At 43.1% G+C, this 14,994-nt stretch carries 12 protein-coding genes and 1 tRNA gene; 9 read left to right on the top strand and 4 right to left on the bottom strand.

All coding sequences use genetic code 11. The features are described 5' to 3' along the window. The 3 genes from dapA (at nucleotide 1) to PR675_RS09515 (ending at nucleotide 3,945) form a co-directional block, all read left to right on the top strand. Complete coding sequence (dapA, locus tag PR675_RS09525) at nucleotides 1–864, top strand: 4-hydroxy-tetrahydrodipicolinate synthase (protein ID WP_004919411.1); 864 nt, start codon at nucleotides 1–3, stop codon at nucleotides 862–864. Between the two features lie 11 nt (nucleotides 865–875). Then, nucleotides 876–2,360, top strand: coding sequence for an aldehyde dehydrogenase (locus tag PR675_RS09520; RefSeq protein WP_060560581.1), 1,485 nt, complete (start codon nucleotides 876–878; stop codon nucleotides 2,358–2,360). Nucleotides 2,361–2,442: 82 nt separating this feature from the next. Further along, complete coding sequence (locus tag PR675_RS09515; RefSeq protein WP_004919417.1) at nucleotides 2,443–3,945, top strand: alanine/glycine:cation symporter family protein; 1,503 nt, start codon at nucleotides 2,443–2,445, stop codon at nucleotides 3,943–3,945. 28 nt (nucleotides 3,946–3,973) lie between these two features. Here the strand turns inward: PR675_RS09515 and PR675_RS09510 are convergent. After that, nucleotides 3,974–4,061, bottom strand: a tRNA-Ser gene (locus tag PR675_RS09510). A 318-nt stretch (nucleotides 4,062–4,379) separates the two neighbouring features. Here PR675_RS09510 and ghrA point away from each other — a divergent pair. Both ghrA and PR675_RS09500 read left to right on the top strand, forming a co-directional pair. Further along, complete coding sequence (gene ghrA / locus PR675_RS09505) at nucleotides 4,380–5,321, top strand: glyoxylate/hydroxypyruvate reductase GhrA (protein ID WP_014658283.1); 942 nt, start codon at nucleotides 4,380–4,382, stop codon at nucleotides 5,319–5,321. Nucleotides 5,322–5,469: 148 nt separating this feature from the next. Then, nucleotides 5,470–6,015, top strand: coding sequence for a TorD/DmsD family molecular chaperone (locus PR675_RS09500; protein WP_014658284.1), 546 nt, complete (start codon nucleotides 5,470–5,472; stop codon nucleotides 6,013–6,015). Nucleotides 6,016–6,234: 219 nt separating this feature from the next. Here the strand turns inward: PR675_RS09500 and PR675_RS09495 are convergent, their stop codons facing one another. Further along, the gene (locus PR675_RS09495; RefSeq protein ID WP_004919424.1) at nucleotides 6,235–6,795 is read right to left on the bottom strand and encodes a lipoprotein; all 561 of its coding nucleotides are present in this window, start codon (nucleotides 6,793–6,795) and stop codon (nucleotides 6,235–6,237) included. Between the two features lie 124 nt (nucleotides 6,796–6,919). Further along, complete coding sequence (mdtH, locus tag PR675_RS09490) at nucleotides 6,920–8,122, bottom strand: multidrug efflux MFS transporter MdtH (protein ID WP_004919425.1); 1,203 nt, start codon at nucleotides 8,120–8,122, stop codon at nucleotides 6,920–6,922. 177 nt (nucleotides 8,123–8,299) lie between these two features. On the opposite strand from mdtH, the gene rimJ reads away from it, so the two are divergent. Beyond that, entirely contained in the window at nucleotides 8,300–8,887 is a 588-nt protein-coding gene (rimJ, locus tag PR675_RS09485) for a ribosomal protein S5-alanine N-acetyltransferase (protein WP_004919428.1), read from the top strand. Nucleotides 8,888–9,047: 160 nt separating this feature from the next. After that, the gene (murJ, locus tag PR675_RS09480) at nucleotides 9,048–10,583 is read left to right on the top strand and encodes a murein biosynthesis integral membrane protein MurJ (protein WP_036940107.1); all 1,536 of its coding nucleotides are present in this window, start codon (nucleotides 9,048–9,050) and stop codon (nucleotides 10,581–10,583) included. Between the two features lie 820 nt (nucleotides 10,584–11,403). Here murJ and argS read toward each other — a convergent pair. Continuing rightward, nucleotides 11,404–13,134 carry an arginine--tRNA ligase gene (argS, locus tag PR675_RS09475; RefSeq protein ID WP_014658286.1) on the bottom strand — a complete coding sequence of 577 codons (1,731 nt, stop codon included), beginning with the start codon at nucleotides 13,132–13,134 and terminating at the stop codon, nucleotides 11,404–11,406. A gap of 244 nt (nucleotides 13,135–13,378) precedes the next feature. Between argS and PR675_RS09470 the strand changes: the two genes are divergently transcribed. Together PR675_RS09470 and cutC are read left to right on the top strand one after the other, a co-directional pair. Further along, entirely contained in the window at nucleotides 13,379–13,933 is a 555-nt protein-coding gene (locus PR675_RS09470; RefSeq protein WP_004919436.1) for a VOC family protein, read from the top strand. Between the two features lie 178 nt (nucleotides 13,934–14,111). After that, nucleotides 14,112–14,873 (top strand): copper homeostasis protein CutC, encoded by a 762-nt coding sequence (gene cutC / locus PR675_RS09465; RefSeq protein ID WP_004919437.1) that lies wholly within the window; start codon nucleotides 14,112–14,114, stop codon nucleotides 14,871–14,873. Nucleotides 14,874–14,994 lie beyond the last annotated feature (121 nt).

Raw genomic sequence — 14,994 nt, 5'->3', positions numbered from 1 at the left:
ATGAATTTTCACGGCATTATTGTTCCAATTGTGACGCCATTTCACAGTGATTTTTCATTAAATGTTAGTGGGCTAGCACAATTAACTGAAACCTTAATTGAACAAGGTGTATCAGGACTTGTTGTGTGTGGCACGACTGGGGAGTATTACGCATTAAACGAGAAAGAGCGTGAAGTGGTGCTGACTACCGTGAGTAAAGTCGCCAAAGGGCGAGTTACCTTGATTGCAGGGATTAATGACCTATCGACAGAAGGGGCGATTAAGCGTGCAGAGCAAGCGGTTTCATTAGGTTATGAAGGCTTGATGTTAGCACCGCCACCATACAGTTTACCGGATCAGCAAGGGGTAATTGCGCATTATGAGCAGGTTGCTTCAGCAACACCATTACCCATCATCATGTATAACTTCCCTGCGCGTATTGGGATCGAAATCGAATACGACACTGTCATACACCTATCTAAGGTGAAAAATATTGTTGCGATTAAAGAAAGTAGTGGTGATTTCAGCCGAGCGCTACGTTTATTACAAACTCAATTCGACAATTTTGAGGTGATTTGTGGCTGTGATGATCAGCCTGTCGATTTCTTTTTTTGGGGCGCGAAAAGTTGGATTGCGGGGGCTGGAAATGTATTCCCAGCAGAGCAAGTGGCAATTTATCAGGCCGCACAGCAAGGGGATTGGTCTACGGCGAAACGGATCATGTCAGAAATTTATCCTGCAATTTATTCGATGGAATCTGGGGATTATAACCAAAAAGCCAAAGCGGGTTGTATCAAGGGTACTGTCGATGTTGGGCCAGTTAGAATGCCACTTTCCAATATTTCACCGCAACAACAACGTGAATTTCTCGCCTTGATAAAATAAGGAAAAACGCCATGAAAGTGACCAAAGAAGCAGTATTTGAGCGAGCTCGTTCAGGTTTATTGTGGGCGGGTAACTTGATAGAAAACTACCAAGGGAGCAATGAAAAATTAGAAACCAGAACGCCTATTGATGACAGCATTATTGGATTTATTGCCGATGGTGATGCTCAAGATGTCGATGCCGCAGTTTCAGTGGCAAGAAAAACCTTTAGTGATGGCTGTTGGCAAGGTTTGTCGCCGCAAGAGCGCAAACAAGTCATGCTGCGTTGGGCACAGTTGATTGAGTTACATCAGGAAGAGCTTGCTGCATTAGATTGTGTTGATGCGGGTAAGCCAATCACAGAATGCTTAAATACAGATATGCCAGCGACCATTGAAACTTTTTATTGGTATGCCGAAGCACTGGACAAAATGTTTGGAAAAGTTGCGCCGACAGGTCATCAGGCGTTGGGGTTGATTGTACATGAGCCAATAGGTGTTGTGGGGGCTGTTTTACCGTGGAATTTCCCCGCACAAATGTTTGCATGGAAAGTTGCTCCAGCGTTAGCTGCGGGGAACTCAGTGATTGTAAAGCCCGCGGAGCTGACCTCATTGAGTGCTTACCGAATGGTTGAATTGGCTTATGAAGCTGGGGTGCCAAAAGGTGCTCTGAGCTTAATTTGCGGATTAGGGGAAAAAGTGGGTGAGGCGATAGGTCGACATAGGGATATCGATATTGTCTCTTTTACCGGTTCGACTGAGGTGGGGCGGTTATTCCTTAAATACTCTGCTGAAAGTAACTTAAAAGAGATCGTGTTGGAGTGTGGTGGGAAAAGCCCGCAAGTGGTCTTTGAAGATGCCGATCTTGATGCTGCTGTGCCTCATATTCTATCAGCCGCTTTCTGGAATATGAGTGAAAATTGCAGTTGCGGCTCTCGCCTAATTGTTCATGAAAGTATCCGTCAAAAGCTATTAGATAAACTCGTTGCAGCATTAGCTGAGTGGAAAGTTGGTGATCCCATGGATGAAACTGTCTCCATTGGGCCAATGGTTGAAAAAGCTCACTTTGAGAAAGTGAAGTCATTTATTGATCTTTCTGTGAAACAGGGCGCAAACATTGTTGCAGGTGGAAAAATCCACAGTGAAATGGGCAGTGGTTGGTACATTGAGCCGACAATATTCGATAACGTCACTCCAGAGATGTCATTATTCCAAAATGAGGTTTTTGGACCCTTACTTGCCGTGTCAACGTTCGCAACAGAAGAAGAAGCGATTGCCCTCGCTAATAATACTCACTATGGGTTAGCGGCCTCATTCTATAGTCAAAATATTCATCGAGTGATGAAAGTTGCTCGGCAAATTAATGCAGGCACAGTGTCGGTGAATGGATTTAGTGAAGGTAATATCACGACGCCTTTTGGTGGCTTTAAGCAGTCAGGCTTTGGCGGCAAAGATAACGGATTAGAAGCTTTCGAACAATATACTCAAACAAAAGTCATTTGGATGATTAATCATTAATTTATTCACAACCTGAACAGCGTTAAGTTCAGGTTTTTTTATCCCTACAAATACATAATGACAATAACGAAGGAGTACTCATATGGAAGCCATCGTTAACACACTCGTTGGATACATTTGGGGCAACGCATTAGTGATTTTATCGCTCGGTGTCGGGCTCTATTTTACATTAGCTACACGCGGTGTTCAGTTTCGCTATTTGATTAAAATGGTCTGTTTGCTCAAAGAAAATAAATCATCAAAAGAGGGCATATCTTCATTCCAAGCTTTTTGTCTTGCGCTATCAGGGCGGGTAGGTGTAGGTAATATTGCTGGTGTGGCTACTGCCATTGCGGCGGGCGGGCCAGGGGCGATATTTTGGATGGTAGTGATGGGGCTTTTAGGTGGTGCTAGTGCATTTATTGAATCGACACTCGCTCAGATCTATAAGCAACGCTCCGATGGGCAATACCGAGGTGGCTCGCCTTACTATATCGAAAAAGGGTTAAAACTAAAGCCATTTGCGATTATTGTCGCTGCTGTGATCTGTCTATCTTACGGTGTGTTAGTGCCGGGGATCCAAGCGAATACCATTGCTGACTCTTTCCAAACGTCTTTCAACATTCCGCCTATCGTTACAGGTGTGATTATTACCTTATTGATGGCGTGGTTGATTTTCGGCGGTGTTAAGCGTATTGCCAGTGCTGCCGATAAAATCGTTCCTCTGATGGCGGTCGCTTATATTGTCATGATGGTGATAATTTTAGGTAGCCATTATGACAAAGTACCTGCCATGTTTAGCCTAATCTTTCGGAGCGCTTTAGGGATGGATGCCGTTTTTGGTGGCATCGTCGGTACCGCGGTTTCGTGGGGTGTTCGACGCGCTGTATTTTCTAATGTCGCGGGTGCGGGGGAGGCCACGTTTAGTTCGGCGGCGGCTGAAGTGAGTCATCCGGCGAAGCAGGGGTTGATTCAAGCGTTCTCAATCTATATTGATACTCTTGTGGTGTGCACGGCTTCAGGGCTCATGATCCTAGTCACCAATATGTACAATGTTTTTCCCGATGGAGGAGCAACGGCGCTGATTGAACATGTCCCGGGAGTGGCTGCAGGAACTGCGTGGACACAAATGGCCGTCTCAACAGTATTTGAATCAACGGGCTCTGGTTTTGTCTCAATTGCCGTGTTTTTATTCGCATTTACCACCTTGATGGCATATTACTATATCGCAGAGACAACCATTGTTTATCTAGACCGTCAACTCAAATACCCCATTCTCAAGTTGGTCCTAAAAATGGTCTTTTTGCTTATTCTGTTTATGGGGAGTGTGCAGTCCGTTAGCATGATGTGGAGCCTTGGTGATATTGGGTTTGGTAGTATGAGTTATCTTAACTTAATCGCGATAGTCTTTTTATCTAAACCAGCACTTCGCGCACTACGTGACTATGAACGCCAAGAAAAATTGGGAATCGATCCGGTTTTCGACCCGAAAGTCGCGGGCGTTGAAAATGCACAATTATGGGAAGAGATCAGTCGCGAATATCAATCGCAAACACAATCACCACAACATAAACAGATAGGAAAATTAACCGAAGAGCAGGAATAACATAAGAGGGCATTGATTTGATTAAAAATGGCGGTGAGGGAGGGATTCGAACCCTCGATACGTTGCCGTATACACACTTTCCAGGCGTGCTCCTTCAGCCTCTCGGACACCTCACCGTATTTTTAAATGCAGGTTGCTAACAAACGATATAACTTGTGTTGCAACGGGGCGCTACTATAGGGAAAAGCCGGGCTTGCGTCAACTCCCTATTTGCGCTTTTTACAGTTTTACTGCTTGTTTAGTTAAATATAAAACAATTTGGTTATTATCTAATCTTGAATGGTGAATCTGTGATCGACTTAAACTTCAAGTATTAATTATAAAATTCGTTAGCGGCTTAACAAAATGCTCATCATAACATTCATCAACCGTTGTATTCGCTTGAAAATGAGACATTTTCGGCACACTCTGTTGTAAACATAAGAGGAGTTGTCATGAATATTCTATTTTATCATCCATTTTTTGATGCTAATGAGTGGATCGACGGCATGAAAGCTAGACTTCCACAAGCCAATATTCGTCAATGGGTTAGGGGCGATAAACAAAGTGCCGATTATGCTATGGTTTGGCTCCCTCCTTATGAATGTCTAGCAGGGCGAAAAGATCTGAAAGGTATATTTGCGTTGGGGGCGGGTGTTGACGCCATTTTGAAGCAAGAGCATGAGAACCCAGGAACATTACCTGCTGGCGTGCCTTTAATGCGCTTAGAAGACACGGGCATGGCATTACAAATGGAAGAGTATGCGATGGCGAAAGTCCTCTATTACTTTCGTCGAATGGATGAATACCGCCAATTTCAATCGCAACGTCAATGGAAACCGTTGCCAGCCTATCGCCATGATGAGTTTGTCGTCGGGGTAATGGGGGCTGGCGCATTGGGGCAAGCGGTGGCTAAAAGGCTCGTGGAATTTGGTTTTCATGTGAGAACGTGGAGCCGAAGCGCAAAACAGCTCAACAACGTAAAGAGCTATTATGGACAAGAACAGTTAGGGGCGTTTCTGCAAGGTACACGGGTGATTATTAATTTATTGCCAAGTACCCCCCAAACAGTCGGAATTTTGAATCAAAGCTTATTTAGTCAGTTACAAAAAAATGCCTTTATTATTAACCTTGCTCGTGGCTCGCATCTTATTGAACAAGACTTATTGGCAGCATTAGAGTCGGGGCAAGTTGCAGGTGCCTCTTTGGACGTATTTGCCAGTGAACCTTTACCACAAATGCATCCTTTTTGGACACACCCGCGCGTTGCGATTACACCCCATATTGCCGCGATTACACTACCGCAAGAAGCGATGGACATGATCAGCAGCAATATTCAACGCATTGAAAATGGGCAAACACCTGTCGGGATTGTTGATATGCAACGCGGTTATTAAGGTATACTTATTTTATTTCAGGTTGCAGCTTGGTTGATGGCACTGCTTTATATTCTTCATGCCATCATTTCTTATCCTTGCTGCGCCTCAAATGACTTAGAGTATGCTGGTGATAAGCCACCGTATAATGCGAAAACAGGAACCTGACATGAACGAATTTTCGATCGTCTGCCGTATTTTGGGAACACTCTTTCAGCGCTCCCCCGATGATAGTGTGGTAAAGCCATTACTGGATATGATAGCCCAAGATAAATTAAAGGCATCTTGGCCATTGGAGCAAGATGAGTATTGGGCGCGCATGGCAAAATCGGTTGATATGGCAGCGATTACCGCCGACTATCAAACGTTATTTGGTGGAGAAACACCTGCGGTTTCGGTGTTTGCCCATGATTATGATGATGAAATCGCGGAAGCGGAAATCCGTGAATTTCTTGTTGAGAGGGGGATGGCTCTGACAAACGCGAGAACCGATGCCTTTGGTGCGCTCTTATTGGCGGCATCTTGGCTTGAGGATCAAGCGGCAGAAGATGAAACAGCGGCGCAAATTGAGCTATTTGATAGCTTTATATTGAGTTGGTATGGTGCATTTCTAGGCAAAATGGAAGCTCATGCGACAACGGCATTTTATCGTACGCTGGCGCAAATTGCGCGTGATGCAGTGATTGCATTACGTGATGAATTAGAGTCAGAGTGACAGCGTCACTTTTGGTGTAATAAAATCCGCCTCTAAGCGAACCTTGTCAATGTAAATTGGCTATCAGAAAAACGAGGTAAGCCACTTAAGAGGTTTTTGTATTGGTATTAAGTATAACGCGTAGCATTTTGATAAACGCGTATATAGGTAGATAAAGAAAAGGCAACGTCTAAAAACGTTGCCTTTTGTGCTGTTTTCAATCGAAAATTTTTATGGATGTTAGTCAACTAAAGGAATAACGAGCTTGCCTGGTTTGATTTCAAGCCCTTTTGCTAATTTTTTAGCCGTTGCCTCAGCTGCACTATTTTCTGGATTCAACACATAAACCGGTTGTGTCTCAAAAAAGGTTTCTAATGAACTGTTGAGGTATGGGATCACGGCAGCAATAGCGGTATCCATACTCTCAGGAGTGACAGTGTATTGGCTGATGTTCAGCTCTTTTAAGTAAATGGCGCCTGCTTGAGCGTCAAAATAAGGGCGAGCCGTTAGGGTAAGCGCTATTTTGGCCTCGGCTTTACCTAATAAAGTATCTAAGTTGACTGCGGCATCCCCCGTTAAGGCGATTTTCCCCGGCTCACTGCGACCAATTTCTGATTTCAAGTTGGTTAATTGGATGTCTGCATCCGCGACGCCAGAAATACCAACTTTATTGTTATATTTAACTTTATTTGCAAGATACTGATTAACCGTATTTTCGCTAATCGAAAATTCAGTAAGTTGGCTACAGCCAGTGAGTAAAGTCAAACAGCCAATCAGAGCCGCCAATATAAATTGTTTCATAAACACTCCTTTTACAGTAACTTGACTATCTTATCCTATAATTATGGTTAATTGGCCTTTTACCCACATTTTTGTTAGTTAAAGTTTAAATTTATGGGCGTGTAGAGTCTAAATATCTCCGTTATTAACCACTTAACATGGCAGATTCAATTTTCTTACGGTTAAATTGTTTATGCAGTGCCCAAAGAGTGATGAAACCAATTACACCTAATAAAAACCACGGTAATTGTGGCAGATCCCATTGGTGACCAATATCGTACATCCAACCTCCACCAGTGTAGCCAACAGCACCTCCTAAAGCTAATCCTAAGCGGCTAAACCCCATATAACTACCGCGTGCACGTGGATCTGCCAGTGAAGCACTTAATGTTTCTCGTGCAGGATCGGCGGTTACAGTGCCTAAATAAAATAAGCATATTAATCCAAATAAAACAGGTAAAGAGCTCGTCATACCGATAGGAAACATGCTTAAACTCATTAAAAACAATCCAGCCATTAAACGCTGCTCAAGGCGAAAATATTTTTCACTCCAACGGGCGATGGGATAAAGTAACGTTAATGAAATAACGGCTTCAATGGCATACATCCATTTCACTGCGGTTGGCGTGCCTGCGATTTCATTCACAACAATAGGGAACATCAGCATAACCTGTACAGAGAGCATAAAATAACCAGCTAACGTGACCACATAGGTCACAAAACGGGTATCTTTGAGTACTCGGCTCATACCTTCTTTGATTGGTGTTCTTACCGTTGAAATACGGTAGGCCGGGAGTAGCCAAGCATTACAAATAGCGGCAAGTACAAAGACGGCCGCGCCAGCCCAACAGACATAATGGAAATCGTATTGCAGTAACCAACTACCAATCAGTGCACCAATAACGGCGCCCGCGCTGTCTTGCATGAGCAGCAGAGAATAAAAGCGTCCACGCTCATAAGGCCTTGTTAGCTTAATAACTAATGCGGTTCTTGGAGGATCAAATAGTGTTCCACCTAATGCTGACAAGACACAGGAGAGCCACAACACCCAAGGGTCATTGGCAATTGCCATGAGCACAAAGCCACAGGCTCGCAATAGCATCCCTATGACTATCATTGGCTTAGCGCCAAAGCGGTCTGCAATAGCACCACCAAAGATCCCAAGTCCTTGCTGAACAAATTGTCTCAGACCTAAAGCAAAGCCAACAATGACGGCGGCCCAACCTAGCTGGTCAACAAAGCGAATAGAGATCAATGGAAACACTACAAAAAAACCGAGAACAACCAGCATGTTGTCTAGGAGTAAAAAATATTTACCTAGACTTCTTGCCTGTGACACCTGCGCCATGACACACCATCGTAAAAAATAATAAAGAGGGAAGGATTCTTAATGTTTCTCATCAATAATATCAGTAGAATAGAAAGGGGAAGATGATATTTTTTTATCGTTATACCTAATGGTTATTGATAATGTGTTTTTATCCTTATGCCATTTCTGGCGATTTAATTTTTAAAAGGGTTAACGATGTTTGGTTATCGGACAAATGAACCAAAAGTGCGTCTTGTGACAGAAAGGATGGTTGTACGGTTAGCATATGAGCGTGACGGCTATCGATTAGCAGATTACTACAGCGAAAACAGAGAATTTTTGAAACCTTGGGAGCCAACCCGAGACAGTTCACATTTCAATCCATCAAGCTGGAATAGTCGCCTACATTTAATGACCGAGCTGCATCGTCAGGGAAACGCCTATCATTTTTTACTCTTAGACAGTCAAGAAAATGAAGTGATGGGTGTGGCGAATTTCAGTAATGTATTGCGTGGTGCTTTTCATGCGTGCTATCTAGGCTACTCATTAGGTGAAAAGTGGCAGGGGCAAGGGTTGATGTATGAAGCCCTTTCACAAGCTATCCGTTATATGCAAAAACATCAAGGGATGCACCGCATTATGGCTAATTACATGCCACACAATTTGCGTAGCGGTAACCTTTTGGCTCGTCTCGGTTTTGAGCGAGAAGGGTATGCCAAACAATATTTGCAGATTGACGGCCAGTGGCGTGACCATGTACTTACGGCGTTAACCGATGCAAATTGGAAACCGGTGAAACCCTAATTAACGGTATACGCCTAATAATTCGAGTGCAGCGTATCAAAATTATCAGCTTGCTGCTCTCGGACTCGGGCAAGTAACCTCTGATTTTATCATCCAATCATAGTCAGTCATGCTCCACGCTGATAAACTGGCATAATTGTTTTCTTTTAGTCTACCTATCATGAATTTATTAAAATCATTAGCAGCGATAAGCTCTATGACTATGATGTCTCGGGTTCTTGGATTTATCCGTGACGCAATTATCGCTCGGGTATTTGGTGCAGGGGCAGCCGCGGACGCCTTTTTTGTCGCCTTCAAATTACCTAATTTATTACGCCGTATTTTTGCAGAAGGGGCGTTCTCACAAGCATTCGTGCCAATACTGGCGGAATATAAAAACCAACAAGGCGATGAAGCAACTCGTACTTTTGTGGCGTATATTTCGGGGATGCTTACCCTCGCACTAGCGATTGTCACCGTGATCGGTATGATTGCCGCCCCTTGGATTATCTATGTGACGGCACCGGGCTTTGCTACCGATGCCGATAAGTTTGCATTAACCACAGACCTACTGCGGGTCACCTTTCCTTATATCTTTTTAATCTCACTCGCGTCGTTAGCTGGTGCAATTTTAAATACATGGAATCGTTTTTCGGTTCCTGCGTTTGCGCCAACGTTGTTGAATGTGAGTATGATTTTCTTTGCAGCATTTGCGGCGCCTTACTTTGATCCCCCCGTAATGTCATTAGCTTGGGCCGTGATTGTGGGGGGAATTTTGCAACTGGTGTATCAACTCCCGCATTTGAAAAAGATTGGCATGTTAGTTCTGCCACGGATCTCTTTTCGCGATAGTGGTGTTTGGCGAGTAATGAAAATGATGGGACCTGCCATTATTGGGGTATCTGTTAGCCAAATTTCGTTGATTATCAATACTATTTTCGCATCATTTCTGCAATCTGGCTCAGTGTCTTGGATGTATTATGCGGATAGGTTGATGGAGTTGCCATCAGGGGTGCTGGGTGTTGCATTAGGAACCATTTTGTTACCTTCGCTATCGAAAAGTTTTACTAGTGGTAACCATCAAGAATATCGTCATTTAATGGATTGGGGCTTACGCCTCTGTTTATTGCTCGCCTTGCCTTGCGCGATTGGTTTAGCGATCCTTTCGGAAGCGCTTACCGTATCGCTGTTCCAGTATGATAAGTTTACAGCTCATGACTCATTGATGACGCAATACGCATTAATGGCCTATTGTGTAGGGCTGACAGGGATGATCCTAGTGAAAATTTTGGCGCCAGGGTTCTATTCACGTCAGGACATTAAAACACCAGTTAAAATCGCTATTGTCACATTAATTCTAACTCAGTTAATGAACTTAGCATTTATTGGGCCAATGAAGCATGCCGGATTAGCACTGTCGATTGGTTTAGCAGCGTGTTTTAACGCGGGTGTCCTTTATTGGCAATTACGCAAGCAAGAAATTTTCAAACCACTTGCCGGTTGGCGAGGTTTTATTTTTAAACTCGTCATTGCCCTTATCGTGATGTCAGCGGTTCTGTTTGGTGTATTGCACTTTATGCCAGAATGGCAAGAAGGCAATATGGCCATGCGTTTATTGCGCTTAATTTTTGTGGTGATTATTGGTGCTGGGAGCTATTTCGCCGCGCTATTCGCTTTAGGTTTCCGCCCAAGAGATTTTAAAAAGCAGAGTATTTAAGCCACAATAAATAACTGAAACGCCCCATTGGGGCGTTCAGAAATTCTTATTGTAGCAATTTTCTCACTACCCATTTGCTTGGCAATAGTATTAGGCATACACAAAGCGCTTAAGTAGCGCCTTATGCCACCCGCAGTATTTAACAGGTTGTTAAAATTTTGTCAGTAATGACAGGGCCATTTGAGCTGGATTATTAGTCAAATAGTCCTGTAATAATCCATTCATTGGAAGATCATGTACGTCGAGTCTTGGCCTTTCCCCATGGGGTAGCGATACATGCCACCTTGCCACGGCTTTGCCGATCAATATAACAGCAGGATTAACAGGGGGATTATTGGCTCGTATGTCTCAACGTAATAAAAAAATGACCATTGCACTTAACTATATATCGGGGATAGCGCTGGTATTGATTGGTTTAATACTTCTATATGATAATTTCATTTTCAAGAAATGAATTTAAGGTTAAATGTGTCAAAACAGTATCGGCATCTTTGCCTGACTATAATGATACATTTAACCAGAGAAAAATAATTACTAACATTTGCTGTAAAAAACGTCATAACAGCTGGTAAGAAGCTTCGTGAAAATTTTAAAGAGAGGGGCTTTCGTCTAATAAATAATATCGCTGATTCATATAATGAGGCCGCTTTTTATTACGGTATTGGAGGGGCATGCTATTTCGTCTCTCAGCTCTAACGCTCATATTGAAATAAGGCGGTCTAAAGAGCACGAAAAAAATTTCCTGAAATTGAGTCGACAGAAACAATAAACCCTATGCACAGCATAGGGTTTATTATCAATATGACACTTAGATATCAGCTTACATACGTTCGACGGTATCGATCCCTAAAGTATCCAGCCCAGCTTTTAATGTCTTCTGGGTCAATAGCGCTAATTTTAAGCGGCTTTGGCGCTGAGCTTCATCTTCGGCGCTTAAAATAGGACAGTGTTCATAGAAGCTTGAGAACAGGCCGGCTAAATCATAAAGGTAAGCGCACATAACATGTGGCGTACCATCACGTGCGACCATCAAGATGGTTTCTTCAAATTGCATCAAACGTGTAGCAAGTGCAATTTCACGTGGGTCTTGTAACACGATAGGCAGTGTGAGATCCGCTTGTGTCACGTTTGCTTTTTTGAAGATTGAGGCGACACGCGTATAAGCATATTGCATATACGGTGCGGTATTACCTTCGAAAGCTAACATGTTATCCCAATCAAAAATATAATCCGTTGTACGGCTTTTTGATAAGTCTGCATATTTCACTGAACCAATACCGACAACATTTGCAACGTTGTTTAACTCATCTTCTGGCATATCGGGGTTTTTGCTGCGGATGAGTACTTGCGCACGTTCAATCGCTTCATCTAATAAGTCAGAGAGGCGAACAGTACCGCCTGAGCGAGTTTTAAAAGGCTTGCCATCTTTACCGAGCATCATACCAAACATGTGATGTTCGAGAGACATTGATTCTGGGATATAACCGGCTTTACGTACGATTGTCCATGCCTGCATCAAGTGTTGGTGCTGACGTGAATCAATATAGTAAAGTGCACGGTCAGCATGCAGTACTTCATGACGATATTTTGCACAAGCGATATCTGTTGTCGTATATAAGAAGCCGCCATCTTTTTTCTGGACAATAACGCCCATAGGCTCGCCTTCTTTAGTTTTAAATTCGTCAAGATAAACGACAGTAGCACCTTCGCTTTCTACTGCGAGCCCTTTGGCTTTCAAGTCAGCGACAATCCCAGGCAGCATATCGTTATATAAACTTTCGCCCATGACGTCATCTTCAGTTAACGTCACGTTCAAGCGACGATAGGTTTCTTGGTTTTGCTGCATGGTGATATCAACCAGTTTACGCCACATTTTACGGCAGTACTCATCACCTGATTGCAATTTAACCACGTAACCTCTTGCGCGCTCAGCGAATACTTCATCGCTGTCATAGTGTTGTTTTGCTTCGCGGTAAAACTCCTCGAGATCTGCCAATGCCATGTCACTTGCATTTTCATTTTGCATTTTTTCGAGGTAAGCGATCAGCATACCAAATTGCGTACCCCAGTCACCAACATGGTTAGCACGGATCACTTTATGCCCTAAAAACTCTAAAGTACGTGCGGCAGCATCACCGATAATTGTCGAACGCAAATGGCCTACGTGCATCTGCTTGGCCACGTTTGGCGCGGAATAGTCGATGACGATAGTTTCTGATTTAACAGGGGATAGGCCAAGGCGATCACAGGTTAATGCTTGTTCCACTTGTGTGGTGAGCCAGCTTGGCTCAAGGAAAATATTGATAAAACCCGGCCCTGCGATTTCTACCTTGCTTGCAATACCTTCAAGATCTAAATGGCTGACAATCTGCTCGGCCAGTTGTCGGGGATTGATGCCCATTTTTTTAGCAGCGCCCATTACACCGTTGGCTTGATAGTCACCAAACTGCGCTTTCGCTGATTGACGCACAAGGGCATCACTGCCTTCTGGAGCTCCCGCTGCCTGCATTGCAGCACTGATTTTATCTGAAAGAATAGCCTGAATATTCACCGGATTACCTTAAATAACGAACCATAGTTATCGCATTGTGCCATCACATGCGTAGAACTAAAAGAAAGAAGAGAAAATTCGGCAGGTTTTATACCATATTTTAAGGGAGTCGTGCTACAGTCTGGCAGTTTTATTCACGGTATAGCTGTCATATTTCAATAGCGTTGATAACACAACAGACGAAAAATTGAGAGTATATCGCGAATGCGAAGAGATAAACGGTGTTTAGAAAAGAGTGTGTTGAATGACTGAATTTGCCAATGTGCCTGAACTGCAAGATCTATGGAACACGTTGCCTGAGTTTGAGCAAAAATTAACGCAAATGGCTAAAGTATTAGCTTTATCCTTAAACGATCACCTGATAGACCATGTTTCTGTCCGTTGTCATCATAATGAAACAGCAGAGCGCTGGCGGAAAGGCCTCCACCAATGTGGTCAGTTACTGTCTGAAAATGAAATTAACGGGCGTCCGATCTGTTTATTCGAGTTGAACAAACCATTAATAATCGCATCTCAACAGGTTTATGTGGTCGAATTGCCTTTTCCAAAAGGAAAAATGTACCCACAAGAGACATGGGAGCACGTTGAGATGGTCATTAATGTCGCCCCAGAACAGCTAGAGCAGAGTGCATTGGCATTACTGCCACATCCGCTTCCAGAAGGCTACAGCTTGAAAATGAGTCAACCGAAAGGGCAGTTAGAAAGATTGCCTAATCCGACATTAGCAGTGACAAATGGGATAATTACTTTGAAATATCACCCTTACGCGCTGAAACAGATTATTGAAAGCGAAAAATAAGTGATGTAATTAACGTTATTACGAACAATTCGTAAAAAACTGTTAATGGTGTGATGTTAATCCGGTAACGTTCAAAAATTAGTGGCATCATTAATCGAATGTTAACGATTAACAAGTTCCTTTAAGTTATTAATTAGATGTTAAAGCAACGCTTTAATCCTACGTTTTGGAGGTGGTCATGGCAAAATTGGAAATTTGCTGTTTCGGTATCGAATGTGCACAAGTTGCACAAGAATACGGCGCTGATCGTATTGAATTATGCTCCGGTGCAGCAGATGGCGGCCTGACACCAAGTTATGGCTATCTAAAATTAGCAAGCGAAAAACTTCATATCCCCGTTCATCCTATTATTCGTCCGCGCGGAGGCGATTTTTGCTATAACACGAATGAATTTGAAGTAATCTGTGAAGATCTGCGGATGGTGAAAGAGATGGGCTTCCCTGGGGCAGTTATCGGAATCCTCGATACCGAAGGGCGTATCGATATCGACCGCATGGCGGTATTGATGGAAATAGCAACGGGAATGAATATCACGTTTCACCGCGCATTCGATATGTGCGTGAATCCCTTATTAGCCTTTGAACAACTAAAAAGTTTAGGGGTTGCTCGTATTCTTACATCGGGGCAGCAGCAGAATGCAGAGTTGGGATTACCGTTACTTAAAGAGTTAAACGAAAAAAGTATTGAAATTAACGGCCCAGTGATTATGGCTGGTGCAGGGGTTCGGCTGGCTAATTTAAGTAAGTTTATGGAAATAGGGCTGGTAGAATTACACAGTTCGGCGGGGAAATCAGTTCCGTCAAGTATGAGTTATCGTAAAGCAGGGGTGACGATGGCATCAAACAGTGAAAATGATGAATTTACTCATTACTGCGTTGATGGGCCAACCGTTGAAGCGATGAAAGATTTTATTTCGATCACTGAAAAGATTTCAGCATAAAAACGAAATTATTCAATAATAATTAATAAAAAGGGAGAGTTTTATCTCTCTTTTTATTTTGGGTCATGTAATCAATACAGAAAAGAGATAGTAAGTAATAAATCGTTCAATATAGCCTTTT

This window comes from Providencia sp. PROV261, from assembly GCF_028477945.1.
Taxonomy (GTDB): domain Bacteria; phylum Pseudomonadota; class Gammaproteobacteria; order Enterobacterales; family Enterobacteriaceae; genus Providencia; species Providencia stuartii.
Note: the sequence above shows the minus strand (reverse complement) of the source record. Positions and strands in the feature narration are given on the sequence as shown.

What these genes read in the sequence shown, in the direction of transcription:
- PR675_RS09520 (WP_060560581.1), top strand. Translation starts at nt 876, where the DNA reads ATGAAAGTGACCAAAGAAGCAGTATTTGAGCGAGCTCGTTCAGGTTTA.
- dapA (WP_004919411.1), top strand. Translation starts at nt 1, where the DNA reads ATGAATTTTCACGGCATTATTGTTCCAATTGTGACGCCATTTCACAGT.
- PR675_RS09495 (WP_004919424.1), bottom strand. Translation starts at nt 6,795, where the DNA reads ATGAAACAATTTATATTGGCGGCTCTGATTGGCTGTTTGACTTTACTC.
- mdtH (WP_004919425.1), bottom strand. Translation starts at nt 8,122, where the DNA reads ATGGCGCAGGTGTCACAGGCAAGAAGTCTAGGTAAATATTTTTTACTC.
- cutC (WP_004919437.1), top strand. Translation starts at nt 14,112, where the DNA reads ATGGCAAAATTGGAAATTTGCTGTTTCGGTATCGAATGTGCACAAGTT.
- rimJ (WP_004919428.1), top strand. Translation starts at nt 8,300, where the DNA reads ATGTTTGGTTATCGGACAAATGAACCAAAAGTGCGTCTTGTGACAGAA.
- PR675_RS09500 (WP_014658284.1), top strand. Translation starts at nt 5,470, where the DNA reads ATGAACGAATTTTCGATCGTCTGCCGTATTTTGGGAACACTCTTTCAG.
- murJ (WP_036940107.1), top strand. Translation starts at nt 9,048, where the DNA reads ATGAATTTATTAAAATCATTAGCAGCGATAAGCTCTATGACTATGATG.
- PR675_RS09470 (WP_004919436.1), top strand. Translation starts at nt 13,379, where the DNA reads ATGACTGAATTTGCCAATGTGCCTGAACTGCAAGATCTATGGAACACG.
- ghrA (WP_014658283.1), top strand. Translation starts at nt 4,380, where the DNA reads ATGAATATTCTATTTTATCATCCATTTTTTGATGCTAATGAGTGGATC.
- PR675_RS09515 (WP_004919417.1), top strand. Translation starts at nt 2,443, where the DNA reads ATGGAAGCCATCGTTAACACACTCGTTGGATACATTTGGGGCAACGCA.